Origin of the sequence: Streptomyces sp. NPDC005775 (assembly GCF_042871565.1) — a bacterium.
GTDB lineage: Bacteria > Actinomycetota > Actinomycetes > Streptomycetales > Streptomycetaceae > Streptomyces.
Map to the genome: position 1 here is coordinate 717,618 of NZ_JBIAIU010000002.1, position 17,353 is coordinate 734,970.

Genomic DNA, 17,353 nt, shown 5'->3' on the forward strand with positions numbered 1-17,353 from the left:
GCGCCGGCTGCCGGTGCGGGCGAGGTCAGTGCCGGGTGCCCGCCCGGTCGAGCAGCATCGCGGCCATCTCCCGGGCGGCGCGTGCCGGGTGCGCGTCGGGGCGGGTGACCGCGTGGGCCAGTGTGCCGTCGATGAGCACCAGGAGCTGGTCGGCGCCGAACTCGGGGTCCGGGTGCCCGTGGCGGGTCAGCTCCGCGGTGAACAGCTCGTGCAGGCCGTCCTTGAAGGCGCGGACCTCCGCGTGGGCGGGGTGCGCCGGATCCGTGAGGGCCACATCGGCCGTGGTGTAGCGGCAGCCGTGGAACGCCGGGCGCTGGGTGACCACCTCCAGCTCGTCGAAGACCGCGAGCACGCGCGCCCGCGCGTCGTCACCGGCCTCGTCCATCACCTCGATGTAGCGGGCCTGGGCCGGGTGGCTGCGCAGGACCTCGGCGACCAGGCCGTCCTTGCCGCCGAAGTGCTGGTAGAGGGAGCGCCGCGCGACGTCGGCCCGTTTGAGGATCGCGTCGACGCCGACGTGCACACCGTCGGTGTAGGTGAGGTCGCGGGCGGCCTCGATCAGCCGTTCGCGGGGGCCAGGTCTCGTCGTCGTCACGTCATCGATTCTGACACGGACTTGACGGTAGAACAACCAGTCTATCTACTGGCAGCAGCAAGGTAGACCGACCATTCGATGCACAACGTGTCCCTCGCCGCTTCCAAGGAGCAGTCATGCCCCGTTCCGGAACTCTGCCGACCGTTCTTACCGGCGTGTTCATCACCACGCTCGACTTCTTCATCGTCAATGTGGCCGTCCCCTCCACCCAGCACGACCTGCACGCCGGCCCGACCGCCATCGAATGGGTCGTCGCCGGGTACGCACTGGCCTACGGGTCCGGGCTGATCCTCGGCGGGCGGCTCGGAGACATCCACGGGCGCCGTCGGATGTTCATGCTCGGGACGGCCCTGTTCACACTCACCTCCCTGGTGTGCGGATTCGCGCCCGACGCCACCACGCTGGTCGTGGCACGGGTGGCCCAGGGCGCCGCCGCCGCGCTGCTCTCACCGCAGGTTCTCGCCATCGTCCGCACGGCCTACGAGGGTCCGGAGCGGCTCAGGGCCATCCATGCCTACGCCCTGACGATGGGGCTGGCAGCGGTGTTCGGACAGCTCATCGGCGGGGTCCTCATCCGCGCCGACCTGTTCGGGCTCGGCTGGCGGGCCTGCTTCCTGCTCAACGTGCCGATCGGTATCGCCGTACTGGCGGTGGCCCGCCGGGTGATCCCGGAGAGCCGGGCCGCCGACGCCGTGCGCCTCGACCTGGCCGGCGCCGCCCTGGTCACCACCGCCCTCGCCGCCACCCTGCTGCCCCTGATCGAGGGCCGTGAACAGGGCTGGCCCGCGTGGACCTGGGCGTCCTTCGCCGCCTCCGCGGCGCTCTTGGCCGCCTTCGCCCGGCGACGGCCCCCGCACTCGCCCCTGATCGACCCGGCCCTCTTCCGTCAGCGCGGCTTCACCGCGGGCCTGTTCACGCACCTCGCGTTCACGATGGGCATGGCCTCCTACTTCCTGGTCTTCGCGCTGTACGTCCAGCAGGGCCGCGGCCTCGACGCACTGGGGGCAGGGCTCGTCTTCATCCCGATCGGTGCCGGGTATCTGGCCGCCTCGCTCCTCGCCCCCCGGCTGACGGCCCGTCTCGGCCGCCAAGTGATCGCGGTCGGTGGACTCACGAGAGCACTCGGCCTTGCCGCACTGCTGCTCCTGGTGGTGCGGGAGGCCGGCGTCGCCTGGTTCGTGCCGGCGCTCCTCACCGACGGGATCGGCATGGGGCTGGCCCTGGGCCCGATCATGACCACCGTGCTGGCCGGGGTCTCCCAGCACCACGCCGGCTCGGCCGCGAGTGCACTCACCACCGCCCAACAGGTGGGCGGTGCGCTGGGGGTGGGCGCGGTCGGCGTCGTCTATTACGGCAGCCTCGCCGACGGGGTTCCCACCGCCTTCCGCCACGGACTGATCTACCTGATCGTCATCGCCCTCGTCCTCACCGCGCTCGCGCAGCTGCTCCCCCGCGGCGCCAGGAGGAGCAGTCCCGTCACGTCGTCCACCCGAGAAGGAGCCACCGCGTGAACACCACCGGCACCGACGTCCTGAACACCCTTGCCCGCCGGTACATCGCCCTGTGGAACGAGCCCGACCCGGCCTTGCGGCACGCCCTCGTCGACGAGTTGTTCGCCCCCGACTGCGCGCACTTCACCCCGTCGCGCGAAGTGCGCGGCCGCGCGGGCATGGTGGCGCGGGTGGCCGACGCCCACGCCCAGTGGGTCGCCCCCGGCAAGCACTGCTTCCGAGCGGTACCCGATGCCGACGGGCACCACGGAGCCGTGCGGTTCCACTGGGAGATGGCGGAGGTGGCGACGGGGTTGGCCGTCTCCGTGGGCTTCGACTTTCTCGTACTCGACGCGTCCGGCCTCATCGTCAGCGACCACCAGTTCATCGACCGGTGACCGGGCCGCCGGCTACCGGCTCGCCAGTGATCACGCGCCGGAAACACCACCGCAGCCGCCCTGCCACATCCTCCGGCTACATTGGACGTACGCGGCCGCCGTAGCCCGCTCCATCCGCCCCCCGGACCCGTGGTCCGGCCGGTGAACGAGGAGGTCCGCGGTGCACGTTCCATCCGTTCGAGCCGACCGTACGAGGGCGCGGCGCCCGGCACCCGCCTGGCTCACCCACGTGACGCGCCCGCGCCGGGCCCCCGTGCCCCGCACGGCGATGGTGCGCGGCGCGCTCGGGGCGGGTCCCCTGCTCGCAGCGGGGGTCGCTCTCGGGCAGCCCGGGCCGGGGGTCCTCGCCGCGCTCGGGGCGATGCTCGCCGGGGTCAACGACCGGCCGGGCACCCGTCGCAAGGGTCTCGTCCACATAGGACTGCCGGCCGTGGCCGGAGCGCTGGGGCTGCTCGCCGGCGCGCTGGTCGCGGAGGCGGCGGGGCGGTGGGCGGCGGTTCCCGTGCTCTTCCTGGTGGGCTGGGTCTCCGGGGCGCTGAGCACCAGGGGCGCCGTGTGGTCGGCGGCCGCCCTCCAGATGCTGGTCACCACGACGATCGGCATGGGCATGCCGCTGGCCGGTCCCGCGTGGCTGAAGGCGCTGTGCTTCCTCTCCGGGGCGGGCTGGCTCGTTCTCCTGCGGCTGCTGCTGCGCGCCCCGCGATCACCGGGCGCGACGCGGTCGAGCGGTGAACGCGAGGCCGTCGCCGCCGTGTTCGACGCGCTCGCGGACGCGTTGGGCGCGCTCGGCGGGCCGGGGGCGCCGGCCGCGCGCCGCAGGCTGATCGGCGCGCAGCAGCAGGCCGACGAGGCGCTGCGGCTGATGCGGCTGCTGCCGTGGCCCCGCCGGTCCGGCGGGGCGGACCACGCCCTGGCCGCCCGCTTCGGCTCCGGGCTCGCGCTCTGCGAGGCGAGCATCGCCCTGCTGTGGGAGGGCCGGCCCGTCCCGGACGCCGTGGCCGAGGGCCCCCGGGGGCTGGCCGCGGCGGTCCGGTCCGGCGGGCCCGCGGGTACGCTGCCGAGCGCGCGGCCGGACACCGTCGAACGGCTGGCCTTCGACCGGGCGGTCCTGGAGGCCGCGGTGGTCTTCGACCGGACGACGGCCGGCGCACACCCTGCGCGGGGCTCCGGGCGCTCCCGTGCGACGGGGACGCACTCCGGTTCCCGACCGGGTCCGTTCACGCCCGCCGGACGGGAGTACGGGCTGCGGGTGGCGCTCTGCGTCTCGGTCACGGCGGCCGTCGCGCTGCTGCTGCACGAGGACCACTGGTACTGGCTGCCCGCCACGGCGGCGTTCCTCGTGAAGCCCGACATGGGCCCGCTGTTCTCCCGGGTGGTGAACCGGTTCGCCGGAACCGTGGCCGGAGTCCTCGCGTTCGTCGCACTCATGGCCGCGCTCGGCGGCCTCGGTGCTCCGGTGGTCGTGGCGGCGGTCGTCGTGGCCGGGGCCCTGGTGCCCCTGTCCCTCCGCCACTTCGCGTTCCAGACCGCCGTGATCACCGTGCTGGTGCTGTCGTTCGTGCACACCGCGGGTGACACCGAGGCAGCCGCGTCCCGGCTGCTGGAGACGTTCCTGGCCTGCGTGATCGTGCTGCTCGTCGGCCATCTTCCGCTGGTGGCCGATCCCCGGGTGCGGGTCGGCCACCGCTTCGCCGTCACCCTGCGCTGCACGGAGCGGTATCTGCGCCATGTGCTGGACGCGCCGGACCCGGCCGGGGGCCGGCAGCGGGACGACGCACGGGGACTGGCGCTGCGCGGCGCCGTGTACCGGGCGCTCGCCGAGGCCCGGGCCGCGGCGGAGACCGTGGCGGTCGAGCTGCCGGGTCCGTTCGGTGGCCGGCACCACGACTGGTCGGCGGTGACGGTGGCCGCCGAACTGGTCGTCGACGCGGCGACCGCGTGCGCGCTGCGGGTGGAGAACGGGGTGCCGCGCCCCTCGTCCGGCGAGGTGGAGCGCGTGACGACGGCGCTGTCCGTGCTGGCGGACGCCCTGGAGGACGGTCACCGCACCGCGCGGCCGGCGCCGGGCCCGGGTCCGCGGGACTGCCGTTCGCTGCGGGATGTGATGACGCAGCTGCACGGTATTCACCGGCTGACCGCGGTGGGGTCCGCCGAACCCTCGACAGCCGGTTCCGGCGCCCGTCCTTGACCCGGTGCCTTCGCACAACGCCGCGAGGGCCGGGCGGAGATGTCGCTTTGACGCCTTTCCGTCAAACCCTTGGAGCCGTGAGGGACTCGTGAAAGGATCACCCTCAATTCCGTGGCGTGTCCCCGTATCCCGCGGCGCGTCACGCCTCGACCCACCACCCATGGAGAACACACGTGGCCAAGATCTCCGGCCGTCTGCCCGGACGGGCAGCCACCCGCCTCGCCGCCGCCGCGATAACCGCGGCCCTCGTCGGCACCGGCGCCTCGGCCTTCGCGGCGGACGTGGGCGACGCGCCCATGTACGGCATCGCCGCCCTGGACAGTGCGGGCGCCGCGTACACCTACACCCCGAACGGGGAGGGCGGCCTGGAGGCCCGCACCCCGATCGGCGCGGACTGGCTCGGCGCCGGCGCGAAGGACATCAAGTTCGTCGGCCGTGTGGACGGCAACGCGGACAATCTCGCCGACGGCCGCTGGCAGACCAACACGGCGGGTGTCCTTTACTACGGCGCCGAGGACAACTCCGACCTCAAGAACGTCGGCCACGGCTGGGGCATCTACGACAAGCTCGTCTCCGCGGGCAACCTCGGCGGCGGCGAGGCCGGTGACCTGCTCGGCCGGGACGCCTCCGGGCACCTGTACCTGTACCTGGGTTACGGCGACGGCACCGTCACCAAGCGCTACACCGTCGGCGCCGGCTGGAACGCGTACACGCAGCTCGCCGGCAACGGCGACCTGACGGGTGACGGCAAGAACGACATCGTCGCCCGCGACAAGGCCGGCGTCCTGTGGCTCTACAAGGGCACCGGTGACTACAAGTCCCCCTTCACCGCCCGCACCAAGGTCGGCTCCGGCTGGAACACGTACAACACCGTCTTCGCCCCCGGCGACATCAACCTCGACGGCACGACCGATCTCGTCGGCCGGGACGCCGCGGGTGCGCTGTACCTCTACGAGGGCACGGGCAAGGCCGCGTCCCCGTACGGGAGCCGTGTGAAGATCGGCAACGGTGGCTGGAACACGTACCGTCTCATCTTCTGATCAAAAGTGAAGGTTTCCTGCCCGAAGTCATGACACGATTCGGATGAAACCCGTGGCCTGCCCTCCCTCTTGGGACGGGCGGGCCACCCTTCATCTAGATCCATGGAGTACTTCGTGGCCAAAACCTCTGGCCGTAAGCACAGACGAATAGCCGCCCGCGTGGCAGCCGCGGCGCTCACCGCCGCACTCGTCGGCACCGGCACGTCCGCCGTTGCCGCCGATTCCCCGCAGCCGACGCTCGGCACCGCAGCCGACGCGCCTTCGGCCGCGACGACCGCCGCAGCCGCTGCTGTCGCACCCGACTTCGCGCTGTACGGCCTCACCTCCGGTGGCGACGCGTACGCGTACCGGTCGAACGGCAAGGGCGGGATCACCGCCCGCGACCTCAAGGGCACGGGCTGGCAGGGTGTCTCCAACCTCCTGCAGGTCGCCAACGTTCCGAAGAGCAGCGGTGACGCGGACGGCATCTGGTTCCGCGAGTCCAACGGCTACCTCGGGTACCTGAAGTTCGACGCCGCCGCCCCGGTCAAGGTCGGCACCGGCTGGAACATCTACAACAAGCTGGTCTCGCCCGGCAACATCGGCGGCGCCGGCGCCGGCGACCTGCTCGGCCGCGACAGCAGCGGCGCGCTCTACCTCTACCTGGGTACGGGCACGGGCAAGCTGACGAGCCGCTACAAGGTCGGCAGCGGCTGGAACATCTACAACCAGATCGCCGGCAACGGTGACCTGAGCGGCGACGGCAAGAACGACGTCGTCGCCCGCGACGCGGCCGGCGTCCTGTGGCTCTACAAGGGCACCGGCAACTACAAGGCGCCCTTCACCGCCCGCACCAAGATCGGCTCCGGCTGGAACACGTACAACCAGCTGATCTCCACGGGTGACATCACCGAGGACGGCCGGACCGACCTCATCGCCCGCGACAAGACCGGCGCGCTGTACCTGTACAAGGGCACCGGCAAGGCCGCGAGCCCCTTCGGCGGGCGCGTGAAGATCGGCGCGAGCGGCTGGAACAGCTACCGCTTCCTCTTCTGAGCAGGTAGTTCTCCCGCAGCATGAGAGAGGGCCGCACCCCCGTCGCCGGGGGTGCGGCCCTCTCGCCGTACTGCCGCTGATGCCTACTTGCGGATCAGGCTGCGGAGCACGTACTGCAGGATGCCGCCGTTGCGGTAGTAGTCCGCCTCACCAGGGGTGTCGATGCGGACGACGCCGTCGAACTCCACACCGGTGTCGGTCGTGACCTTCACCGTGCGCGGGGTGGTGCCGTCGTTCAGCTCGGTCACGCCGGTGAAGGAGAAGGTCTCCTCGCCGGTGAGGCCGAGGGTCTCGGCGGTCTGGCCCTCCGGGAACTGGAGCGGGAGGACGCCCATGCCGATGAGGTTCGAGCGGTGGATGCGCTCGTAGGACTCGGCGATGACGGCCTTGACGCCCAGGAGCGCGGTGCCCTTGGCCGCCCAGTCGCGGGAGGAGCCGGAGCCGTACTCCTTGCCCGCCAGGATGACCAGCGGGGTGCCGGCGGCCTGGTAGTTCTGCGAGGCGTCGTAGATGAACGACACGGGGGCGTCGGCCTGCGTGAAGTCGCGGGTGAAGCCGCCCTCGGTGCCCGGCGCGATCTGGTTGCGCAGGCGGATGTTGGCGAACGTGCCGCGGATCATGACCTCGTGGTTACCACGGCGCGAGCCGTAGGAGTTGAAGTCACGGCGCTCGATGCCGTGCTCCGTGAGGTACTGACCGGCCGGGGTGTCGGCCTTGATCGCACCGGCCGGGGAGATGTGGTCGGTGGTGACCGAGTCGCCGAGCTTGGCCAGGACACGGGCGCCGGTGATGTCCTCGACCGGGGTCGTCTCCATCGTCATGCCCTCGAAGTACGGGGGCTTGCGCACGTAGGTGGACTCGGAGTCCCACTCGAAGGTGTTGCCGGTGGGGATCGAGAGCGCCTGCCACTGGGCGTCGCCCGCGAAGACGTCCTGGTAGGACTTGTTGAACATGTCCTCGCCGATGGAGTTGGCGACGACGTCGTTCACCTCGGCCTCGGAGGGCCAGATGTCCTGCAGGTAGACGGGCTTGCCGTCCTGGTCGACGCCGAGGGCGTCCTTGGTGATGTCGACCTTCATCGAACCGGCGATGGCGTACGCGACGACCAGCGGCGGGGACGCCAGGTAGTTCATCTTGACGTCGGGGTTGATCCGGCCCTCGAAGTTACGGTTGCCGGAGAGCACCGAGGTCACGGCCAGGTCGTGGTCGTTGACCGCCTTGGAGACCTCTTCCGGCAGCGGGCCGGAGTTGCCGATGCAGGTGGTGCAGCCGTAGCCGACGAGGTTGAAGCCGACCTTGTCGAGGTACGGGGTCAGGCCCGCCTTGTCGAAGTAGTCGGTGACGACCTTCGAGCCCGGGGCGAGGGTGGTCTTGACCCACGGCTTGCGGGTCAGGCCCTTCTCGACGGCCTTCTTCGCCACGAGCGCCGCGGCGACCATGACGTACGGGTTCGAGGTGTTGGTGCAGGAGGTGATCGCGGCGACGGTGACGGCGCCGTGGTCCAGCTCGTAGGACGTGCCGTCGGGGGCCGTCACAGTGACCGGGTTCGACGGGACGCCGTTGTGGGTGGCCGGCGAGTCGGAGGCCGGGAAGGACTCCTTGCCCGCCTCCTCGTCGTCCGTGACGTAGTTGCGTACGTCCTGGGCGAACTGCGCCTTGGCGTTCGCGAGGACGATGCGGTCCTGCGGGCGCTTCGGGCCGGCGATGGAGGGGACGACCGTGGAGAGGTCGAGCTCCAGCTTCTCGGAGAAGTCCGGCTCGGCGGCCGGGTCGAGCCAGAGGCCCTGCTCCTTGGCGTACGCCTCGACGAGCGCGACCTGCTGGGCGTCGCGGCCGGTCAGACGGAGGTACTTCAGCGTCTCGTCGTCGATCGGGAAGATCGCGGCGGTGGAGCCGAACTCCGGCGACATGTTGCCGATGGTGGCGCGGTTCGCGAGGGAGGTGGCGGCGACGCCCTCACCGTAGAACTCGACGAACTTACCGACGACGCCGTGCTTGCGGAGCATCTCGGTGATGGTCAGCACGAGGTCGGTGGCGGTGGTGCCGGCCGGGAGCTCGCCGGTCAGCTTGAAGCCGACGACGCGCGGGATGAGCATGGAGACCGGCTGGCCGAGCATCGCGGCCTCGGCCTCGATGCCGCCGACGCCCCAGCCCAGCACACCGAGGCCGTTGACCATGGTGGTGTGGGAGTCGGTGCCGACGAGGGTGTCGGGGTACGCCTGGCCATTACGGACCATGACCGTGCGGGCCAGGTGCTCGATGTTGACCTGGTGGACGATGCCGGTGCCCGGGGGGACGACCTTGAACTCGTCGAAGGCGGTCTGGCCCCAGCGCAGGAACTGGTAGCGCTCCTTGTTGCGGCCGTACTCCAGCTCGACGTTCTGGCCGAAGGCCTCCTTCGTGCCGAACTTGTCGGCGATGACGGAGTGGTCGATGACCAGCTCGGCCGGGGCCAGCGGGTTGATCTTCGTGGCGTCGCCGCCGAGCTCCTTGACGGCCTCACGCATGGTGGCGAGGTCCACGACACACGGCACACCGGTGAAGTCCTGCATGATCACGCGAGCCGGCGTGAACTGGATCTCCTGGCTGGGCTGGGCCTGGGAGTCCCAGCCGCCGAGCGCCCGGATGTGGTCGGCGGTGATGTTCGCGCCGTCCTCCGTGCGGAGCAGGTTCTCCAGCAGCACCTTCAGGCTGTAAGGGAGGCGCGCGGAGCCCTCGACCTTGTCCAGCTTGAAGATCTCGTACGACTCGTCGCCCACGCGCAGCGTGCTGCGGGCGTCGAAGCTGTTCGCCGACACGACAGTCTCCTTCATCAATGTGCGCGTAACTCCGCGCCGCGCCTCACTTCGGCGGGCGCCGCGTGGTGCCGCCTTCGGCCACCCGACCATCCGCTAAGGTAAGGCTTAGTTAGGTAGCCCTTACTGCGCGGCGGCCCGCTGTGCGCCTTCGGCATATATCTCGATGTCGAGATAACTCTAGTACATGACCGGGGAAGGGTCATGTCAGGGCATGCCCGATCGCTTTTGTCCGCTGTCATCCGATCGAGGCGCTGGACTGCGAAACCGGTCCTACGGGCTGTTCGCCCACAGACCGGTCCGCACACCGCTCCGCAGGCAGACCGAAGCCACTCAGCGCAGTAGGGCCGCCAGCAGGTCGGTCCCCAGCGCCGTCAGGCCGGGCAGACTGACGGCGTAACGGACGTAGCGGCCCTGCCGCCGGGCCGTGAGCAGCCCCGCGCGCCGCAGGACCGCGAGGTGGCGGGAGACCTCCGGGGGCGAGAGTTCCCAGGCGTGGGCCAGCTCGCCGGTGGTGTGCGGGCCGCGGACCAGGGTGCGCAGCAGCCGCAGCCTCACCGGATGCGCGAGTGCCTCCAACCGCAGCGTGACCGTTTCCAGCGATACCGGCTCCGCCGGGCTCGCCTCGGCCACGGGATACTGCACCACCGGCTGCCACCCGGGCGCGTGGACCACCACCAGGTGCGGGCGGCCGAAGACGCTGGGGAGGAAGGTGACCCCGGTGCCGTTGGCGGCGGTCGCGTTGTCCTGCAGCTTGTCCACGATGATGCGGGTGCCGTCCGGTGCCAGGGTGACGGCGCCGGAGACCGACGCGAGTGCCGCCCCGGCGCCCTGGCGCTTCAGCAGGTCGTTCTTCAGGCGCAGGTCGGTGGCCAGTTGAACGGCGACGCCCGCCCAGGCGGCGTCGAAGAAGGCCTCGGCGCACTGTTCGAGCGTGTGACGCACCCGTGCCCGCACGGCGGCCGGGTCCGCGAGCAGCCGTTCCGCGAAGGCCTCCTGAAGCGCGCCTCGGGCCTGGGCCAGATCCAGGGCCCGCTCGCGAGCCGTCGTGTCGGAGAGCGGCGACGGTGCGCCGAAGTGGACCCGGTTGCTGCCGCACGTGGTGATGAGCGCGGCGGTCACATACGTCTCGTCGTCGATCCGGTCCACATCGTCCAACTCCTCGGCGAGGGTCGGCCGGGGACGAGCGGGGACCAGGAAGTCGGCTCGTGAGGAACGCCAGAGGAACTCCGCCTCCCCGAGCCGCTCGGCCAGTTCCGGCCGCAGCCCGGTCCGGACGCCCCCGGCCCAGTCGGCGAACCGCGGGTGATGCGCGGGTTCGGCCAGCACGTGCAGCATCGCTGTCAGTTCGGCCAGCGGGGAGGCGGCGAACCGCAGTCGCCCGGCAGGCAGGCCGCCGATGTCGATCCTCAACGTCATCCCCTCATCATCGATGGCCGGGCGGCCGGCGAACGCGCCGATTGACGGTGTCCGTCAACCGGCATGGTCGGCCCGGCGGCCGAACGCACCGTGGACGCCATGGCAACCACGATCAAGATCCGGCCGCGCGCCCTCATCCGTGCCTCCGGAGGCCCCCGCTATGCCGTCGCCCTGGCCGTGGACGCGCTCGGCACCGGCATGCTGCGGCCGTTTCTGCTTCTCTACGGGCTGACGGTGCTGAGGCTGTCCGCACCTGCCACCGGCGTCGCCATGACGGTCGGTGTCGTCGCGAGTCTGGCGTGCATGCCCGCTGTCGGCCGATGGCTGGACCGGGGCGCACGCAGCACGGTCGTGGCGGCGTCGATGCTGGTGCGCGTGCTGGGCGTGGTGCTCCTGCTGGCCACCCCTGCGGGGCACGTCCGGCTGTTCGCGACGGCGGCGCTCCTCCTCGGCATCGGCAACCAGGCATGGCCGGCCGCCCACGCGGCTCTCGTGGCCACGGTCGCCCGCGGCCGGGAACGCGACGCCGCTCTCGCGGGAGGCCGCGCCCTGCGCAACGCCGGGCTGGGCGCGGGCGCGCTCCTCGCCACCGCCTGCCTGGCGGGCGGTACCACCGCATTACAGGTACTGGCAGGCGTGACGGGGCTCGCCTATCTCGCTGCGGCAGCCTTGGCATGGTCGGTTCACCTGCACGCGCATCCAGCCGCCACGCCGGCCGGGGACAGGGCTGACGGGCCCGCACCTCGGATGCGTGTGCTGCTGGCCGCCAACGTCGTCTACGTCTTCTGCCTCAACGTCCCCGAAATCGCGCTGCCTCTGGTCCTGGTGAGCCAGTTGCACGCATCCCCGGTATGGGCGGCAGCCATCTTCGTGGCCAACACGGTGCTGGTGGTCACCCTGCAGGTTCCGGTCACCGTCCTGATGGCCCGCTTCTCCCGGCGGGCCGTACTGGCTCTTGCCGGCGTGGTGCTCACCGCCTCCTACCTCGGCTTCCTCGCGGCCACCTCACTGGGACACGGCTGGAGTGCCCCGGCCGTCGCCGCGGTGTCCGTGGTCTGCACCATCGGCGAGATCGTCTACGCCGGCAGCGCCACCGCGCTCGTCACCGCCCTCGCCCCGGCCCATGCCCTGGGGCGCGCCCTCGCCCGCTTCCAGCTCTCCACGGGCTTCGGCCTCGCCGTCTCCCCGGCGATCATCACCGCTCTCGCCTCCACCGGCTCGGCCGCCCTCTGGGGCAGCCTCGCCGGTGCGACGCTGCTGTCCGCCGGCGCCGTTGCCACCGAGAAGGATCAAGAAACCGGGCTCAGCGGTTTCAGAACGCTGAAACCGTCGTGAAACCGCGGTGAATGTGCCCTGCCGCAACCTCCTCGGCATGACGACAACGACTTCGCGCTCTCTCGCCATCTCGGCCAAGGGACTACGCAAGGCCTACGGCGACAAGACGGTCCTCGACCGCGTCGACCTCGCGGTGCCGGCCGGTACGGTCTTCGCGCTGCTCGGCCCGAACGGCGCCGGCAAGACCACCGCCGTGAAGATCCTCTCCACCTTGACCACAGCCGACGCCGGCGAGCTGCACGTCGGCGGCCACGACCTGACCGCCGACCCGCAGGCCGTGCGCGCCGCGATCGGTGTCACCGGACAGTTCTCCGCCGTCGACGGCCTGATCACCGGCGAGGAGAACATGCTCCTCATGGCCGACCTGCATCACCTGGCCAAGGGCGACGGGCGTCGGATCGCCGCCGGACTCCTCGAACGGTTCGACCTGGTGGAGGCCGCGAAGAAGCCCGTCTCCAGCTACTCCGGTGGGATGAAGCGCCGCCTCGACCTCGCCATGACGCTGGTCGGCAACCCCCGGATCATCTTCCTCGACGAGCCGACCACCGGCCTCGACCCCCGCTCGCGGCACAACATGTGGCAGATGATCCGCGAGCTCGTCGCCGACGGCGCCACCGTCTTCCTCACCACCCAGTACCTGGACGAGGCCGACGAACTCGCCGACCGCATCGCGGTCCTGAACGACGGAAGGATCGCCGCCGAGGGAAGCGCCGAGGAGCTGAAGCGGCTCGTCCCCGGCGGACACGTGCGACTGCGGTTCACCGCCCCGGACGCGTACCGGACAGCCGCCGTCGCGCTGCGCGACGCGACCCGGGACGACGAGGCACTGTCCCTGCAGATCCCCAGCGACGGCAGTCAGCGCGAGCTGCGCGCCGTTCTCGACTGGCTGGACGCCGCCGGCGTCGAGGCCGACGAGCTGACCGTCCACACACCCGACCTCGACGACGTGTTCTTCGCCCTGACCAGCTCCACCGTGCCCAGCCAGACCGACAAGACCGAGGAGACAGTCCGATGAGTGCCCTCCCCCTCGCCGTCCGCGACTCGTCCACGATGCTGCGCCGCAACCTCCTGCACGCCCGGCGCTACCCGTCCATGACCCTGAACCTGCTCCTCACACCGATCATGCTGCTGCTGCTCTTCGTCTACATCTTCGGCGACGTCATGAGCGCCGGGATCGGCGGCGCGGACCGCTCCGACTACATCGCCTACATCGTCCCGGGCATCTTGATGATGACCATCGGAAGCACCGTGATCGGGGCCGCGGTCTCCGTCTCCACCGATATGTCCGAGGGACTCATCGCGCGCTTCCGCACCATGGCGGTCTACCGCGGCTCGGTGATCGTCGGGCACGTCGTCGGCAGCGTGCTGCAGGTGCTCGCCAGCCTGATCCTCGTCGGGGCGGTCGCCGTGGCCATCGGTTTCCGGTCCACGGACGCGACCGCCCTGGAGTGGCTCGCGGCGTTCGGGCTGCTCGCGCTGTTCGCCACGGCTCTCACCTGGATCGCGGTCGGGATGGGCATGGCAAGCCCGAACGCGGAGGCGGCCGGCAACATGGCCATGCCGCTGATCCTTCTCCCGCTCATCTCCAGCGCCTTCATCCCCGCCGACACCATGCCCGGCTGGTTCCAGCCGATCGCCGAGTACCAGCCCTTCACCCCCGCCATCGAGACCCTGCGCGGCCTGCTGCTCGGCACCCCGATCGGCAACGACTGGTGGATCGCGGTCGCCTGGTGCGTCGCACTGAGCGCGCTGGGCTACCGCTGGTCGATGGCGCAGTTCAACCGCGACCCGAAGTGAGCACGCGGGCTGCCTCCCGCAGCTCGTCACGTTCCAGGGCGGCATACTCCGACACCGCGTCGGCGTACGCCGCCCGGTCGGCGTTCTCCGCCGCCCGCCGGGCACGGTCCGCCGACATCGTCGGCTGGAAGTCACGCATCGCCCGCAGCCGTTCGGCCAGTGCGAGCATCCGTACAGCAGCGCCGTCGTCGTCGCCGGAGGCGAGCTGGGCCAGACCGAGGGCGTGCAGCACCGTCCCGAAGACCGGGAGCTGCCAGGGCGAGCCGGGCGGGCCGGAGAGCAGGGTGCGCAGCCCCTTCCGCAGCCGGGCGAGCGGCTGAGCGACCAGTTCGAGCCGGTCCGCGTGCGCGTGCGCCGACACCGCCGCCGACAGGATGTGCAGGGCCGACGGGTCGAGCCAGAGTTCGTCGCCCCGCAGGGGTCCGGCCACGGGCATCCACTCCACGGCGCCACGCCACAGGCCGAGTCCGACCTCCGTCAGTCCGCGGGCGAGCGCGATCTCGGCCCGCCCGGCGAGGTCGGGCCGGTAGAAGGACTTCTGCTGCGGGGAGTTGTCGCGTTCCGCCTGTCGCAGCCAGTACTCGGCCTCCTCGGGATCGCCGCGCTGCAGGCAGGCGAGGACGAGGCTCGTACGGATGAAGAGATAGTCGTGCCCGTCACCGAGCCGCGGCACCACCTCCAAGGTCGCCCTGAGGTGTTCGTACGCCTCTTCGCCCCGCCCCGTACGCAGGCACAGCTCGCTGAGCCGGGAGTGCCCCATGAGCTGCATGGACGGATTCCCGACCGGGGCCAGTTCGGTGAGTATCCGGCGGGCCGCGGCGAGCGCGCGGTCGATGTCGTGCTCGTACTCCCATACATACGTGGCGATGGACTCGGCGACGCCGGCGACCAGCGGCTGCTCGCTGTCGCAGAGCCTTCGCAGCACGTCGTGGTCGGGAGGCAGCATCTCGGGGATCGCGCTCAGCACCGTCCCGATGGCGCGGAGGAGCGTGTCCGGCGGGGCCGCGGGCAGCCGCCGGAGGGTGACGAGCTGGCGGACGGCGACCGGGCCGTATGCCATGAAGAGGCCCGCCGTGCACATCACCGCGGCGGCACGGGCGACTTCGACGTACGCGGGGTCGGGGCGGTAGTGCGACAGGGGCGGCCCCGTGTCCGCGGCAAGGGCCGCGAGCCGGGGAAAGCCGGAGTCGGTGGCCCACAGGGCGGCGAGGACCGCGGTGAGGGCGGCGAGGGCGGGGGCGTCCTCGCGTGCCCGTGCACACCGCAGGGCGAGTACGAGGTTGTCCTGCTCGGGCCTGACGCACTCCCAGGCGGCCCGTGGTTCCGAGCCGAAGAACCAGTCGTGGTGCGTGACCCCGAAGTCTCTCGCCCAGCTGAGGAAACGGCCCGTGGCCGCCTCCTCCTCGCCCGCCTCCGCGCACCGGGCGGCGCTGAACTCCCGTACGGTCTCCAGCATCCGGAACCGCACGCCGGCCGGGGTGTCGGCAACGGTGAGCAGCGACTGGTCGGTCAGTTGCTCCAGCAGGAACAGCGCGTCGTCGCCGAGGACGTGCTCCGCGGCTTCTCCGGAGAAGCCGCCGGGAAAGACGGACAAGGTGCGCAGCGCGGCCCGGGCGTCCTCTGCGAGGAGGTTCCAGCTCCAGTCGACGACTGCGTGCAGGGTGCGGTGGCGCTCGGGGGTGTCGCGGGCTCCGCCGCGAAGGAGCGCGAACCTGTCTCCGAGCCGGCGGGCGATCTCCGGCACCGAGAGCACCCGCACCCGCGCGGCCGCCAGTTCCACCGCGAGGGGCAGTCCTTCGAGGCTGCGGCACAGTTCGGCCACCACGTCCGGCGGCATCTCCACCCCCGGCCGGGCGGCCCTGGCCCGCTGCGTGAACAGCTCGACCGAGGTGTCGGGGCCCAGTTCCGGCAGCGCGTACACCGACTCCGAGGTGAGGCCGAGCGGGGCACGGCTGGTGGCGAGCACCCGCAGGCCCTTCGAGGACGAGAGCAGGGCGCGTACGAGATCGGCGGCGCCCCGCACCACCTGCTCGCAGTTGTCGAGGACCAGGAGCGCGGGGCCGGAGCCGAGCGCGCCGAGGATTCCCGGCACCGGGTCGGCAGCGGCCGGACCGCTCATGGCGCCGGCGCCCAGCGCGGAGGCCACCTCCGCGGCCACGTCCGCGTCCGTGGTGACGCCGGCGAGCGGCACGAAGTACACCACGCGCTGTTCGGCCCGGCGGCTGACCGCGTGCGAGAGCCGGGTCTTGCCGAGGCCGCCGGGGCCGACCACGGTGACGGCGCGGGAGGTGCGCAGCAGGTGCAGCACCGCCGCGATGTCCTCGTCCCGGCCGAGGAGCCTGTTCGGTTCGTGCGGTACCCCGTGCCTGACCGCGGGCGCCTCGCCGCGCAGCAGTTCGTGCTGTACGGCCTTGAGGCCTGCGCCCGGGTCCGTGCCGAGTTCGTCGCGCAGCCCGCTCCGGTACGCCTCGTACCGCGTCAGCGCGGCCGACGGGCCCGCGGTCGCCGCCTCGCCGCGCAGCAACTCGGCGAGCACCTCCTCGTCGCGCGGGTGCGCGGCGGCCGCAGCGGCCAGCGGCCGGGCCGCCTCCGCGTGCCGCCCGAGGCGGGCGAGCGCGAGCGCCTGAGCACGTTCGAGCGTGCCGCGTACCGGGGCCCGCGAGGCGCGCAACGCGGCCACGGGGTCGGCGGCGGCGCCCGCACCGTCGGGCGTGCCCTCCCACAGGGCGAGCCCGGCTTCGGCCGCGGCGAGCGATCCCGCGTGGTCACCCGCTCCGGCCCGCTCCGTGCTCGCGGCGGCGTGCAGCAGCAGGGCGGAGGTGTCGACCTGGTCCTCGGCGAGGGCGAGCCGGTATCCGGTCGGGGTACTGGCGATGACGTCGGCGCCCAGCAGCGACCTCGCCCGGGACACGAGAACCTGCAACGCCTTTCCCGGCCGCTCCGGCAACGCGTCCGGCCACAGCCCCTCCACGAGCCGCTCGCTGCTGCTGCCCGTGCGCAGGTCGTCCGCGAGCAGCGCGAGAAGACCGCGGAGCCGGGGTGCGGTGAGCTCCTGTCCGCGATAGGCGACACGCGGCAGCAGGGTCAGGTCGGTGGTCACCCGTGCAGGTTAGCCAAGGCCCGGCTCCGGGACGCCCCGCAGGATGAACTCCCGCCGCGGGGGCGTACCTTCGCGACGTGCGCTCCTCCCGGCACACCCGCCGCCCGCCCCCCGGGGGTGCCGCCGCCCCGACGGTACGGCCCTCCTCCGTGACAGTGGCG

General features: G+C 71.8%; 12 protein-coding genes. 8 read left to right on the plus strand and 4 right to left on the minus strand.

Translation table 11 applies throughout. The features are described from left to right. Positions 1-25: 25 nt before the first annotated feature. Positions 26-595, minus strand: coding sequence for a TetR/AcrR family transcriptional regulator (locus tag ACFYPA_RS07075; RefSeq protein WP_359084451.1), 570 nt, complete (start codon positions 593-595; stop codon positions 26-28). Positions 596-711: 116 nt separating this feature from the next. On the opposite strand from ACFYPA_RS07075, the gene ACFYPA_RS07080 reads away from it, so the two are divergent. The 5 genes from ACFYPA_RS07080 to ACFYPA_RS07100 all read left to right on the plus strand — a co-directional run bounded on the left by ACFYPA_RS07080 (position 712) and on the right by ACFYPA_RS07100 (position 6,746). Beyond that, the gene (locus tag ACFYPA_RS07080) at positions 712-2,106 is read left to right on the plus strand and encodes an MFS transporter (protein ID WP_359318696.1); all 1,395 of its coding nucleotides are present in this window, start codon (positions 712-714) and stop codon (positions 2,104-2,106) included. Next, a complete protein-coding gene (locus ACFYPA_RS07085) occupies positions 2,103-2,483 on the plus strand; it encodes a nuclear transport factor 2 family protein (RefSeq protein WP_389130266.1) in 381 nt (126 codons plus the stop codon). The genes ACFYPA_RS07080 and ACFYPA_RS07085 overlap by 4 nt, the downstream gene beginning before the upstream one ends. Positions 2,484-2,712: 229 nt before the next feature. After that, the gene (locus tag ACFYPA_RS07090) at positions 2,713-4,671 is read left to right on the plus strand and encodes an FUSC family protein (RefSeq protein ID WP_389130269.1); all 1,959 of its coding nucleotides are present in this window, start codon (positions 2,713-2,715) and stop codon (positions 4,669-4,671) included. Between the two features lie 173 nt (positions 4,672-4,844). Then, on the plus strand, positions 4,845-5,711 hold the full coding sequence (locus ACFYPA_RS07095) for a VCBS repeat-containing protein (protein WP_359084456.1): 867 nt from the start codon (positions 4,845-4,847) through the stop codon (positions 5,709-5,711). 114 nt (positions 5,712-5,825) lie between these two features. Then, on the plus strand, positions 5,826-6,746 hold the full coding sequence (locus ACFYPA_RS07100) for an FG-GAP repeat domain-containing protein (RefSeq protein WP_389130272.1): 921 nt from the start codon (positions 5,826-5,828) through the stop codon (positions 6,744-6,746). 83 nt (positions 6,747-6,829) lie between these two features. Here the strand turns inward: ACFYPA_RS07100 and acnA are convergent, their stop codons facing one another. Together acnA and ACFYPA_RS07110 are read right to left on the minus strand one after the other, a co-directional pair. Further along, entirely contained in the window at positions 6,830-9,544 is a 2,715-nt protein-coding gene (gene acnA / locus ACFYPA_RS07105; RefSeq protein ID WP_359084458.1) for an aconitate hydratase AcnA, read from the minus strand. Positions 9,545-9,874: 330 nt separating this feature from the next. Then, positions 9,875-10,960: a DUF5937 family protein gene (locus ACFYPA_RS07110; protein ID WP_389130275.1), complete on the minus strand. Its 1,086-nt coding sequence runs from the start codon at positions 10,958-10,960 to the stop codon at positions 9,875-9,877. A 99-nt stretch (positions 10,961-11,059) separates the two neighbouring features. Here ACFYPA_RS07110 and ACFYPA_RS07115 point away from each other — a divergent pair, with 99 nt between their 5' ends. The 3 genes from ACFYPA_RS07115 to ACFYPA_RS07125 are packed head-to-tail and all read left to right on the plus strand — an operon-like array spanning position 11,060 to position 14,092. Further along, positions 11,060-12,295 (plus strand): MFS transporter, encoded by a 1,236-nt coding sequence (locus ACFYPA_RS07115; RefSeq protein WP_389130278.1) that lies wholly within the window; start codon positions 11,060-11,062, stop codon positions 12,293-12,295. 37 nt (positions 12,296-12,332) lie between these two features. After that, complete coding sequence (locus tag ACFYPA_RS07120; RefSeq protein ID WP_389130281.1) at positions 12,333-13,310, plus strand: ABC transporter ATP-binding protein; 978 nt, start codon at positions 12,333-12,335, stop codon at positions 13,308-13,310. Next, on the plus strand, positions 13,307-14,092 hold the full coding sequence (locus tag ACFYPA_RS07125) for an ABC transporter permease (RefSeq protein WP_359084463.1): 786 nt from the start codon (positions 13,307-13,309) through the stop codon (positions 14,090-14,092). The genes ACFYPA_RS07120 and ACFYPA_RS07125 overlap by 4 nt, the downstream gene beginning before the upstream one ends. On the opposite strand, the gene ACFYPA_RS07130 is transcribed toward ACFYPA_RS07125, so the two are convergent. After that, positions 14,073-17,192 carry an ATP-binding protein gene (locus tag ACFYPA_RS07130; protein WP_389130285.1) on the minus strand — a complete coding sequence of 1,040 codons (3,120 nt, stop codon included), beginning with the start codon at positions 17,190-17,192 and terminating at the stop codon, positions 14,073-14,075. The two genes, ACFYPA_RS07125 and ACFYPA_RS07130, sit on opposite strands and share 20 nt — an antisense overlap. Positions 17,193-17,353: the final 161 nt, after the last annotated feature.

Bases quoted from the DNA above. Each gene is read 5' to 3' on its own strand.
- ACFYPA_RS07080 (WP_359318696.1), top strand. From the start codon at position 712: ATGCCCCGTTCCGGAACTCTGCCGACCGTTCTTACCGGCGTGTTCATC.
- ACFYPA_RS07110 (WP_389130275.1), bottom strand. From the start codon at position 10,960: ATGACGTTGAGGATCGACATCGGCGGCCTGCCTGCCGGGCGACTGCGG.
- ACFYPA_RS07115 (WP_389130278.1), top strand. From the start codon at position 11,060: ATGGCAACCACGATCAAGATCCGGCCGCGCGCCCTCATCCGTGCCTCC.
- ACFYPA_RS07120 (WP_389130281.1), top strand. From the start codon at position 12,333: ATGACGACAACGACTTCGCGCTCTCTCGCCATCTCGGCCAAGGGACTA.
- ACFYPA_RS07125 (WP_359084463.1), top strand. From the start codon at position 13,307: ATGAGTGCCCTCCCCCTCGCCGTCCGCGACTCGTCCACGATGCTGCGC.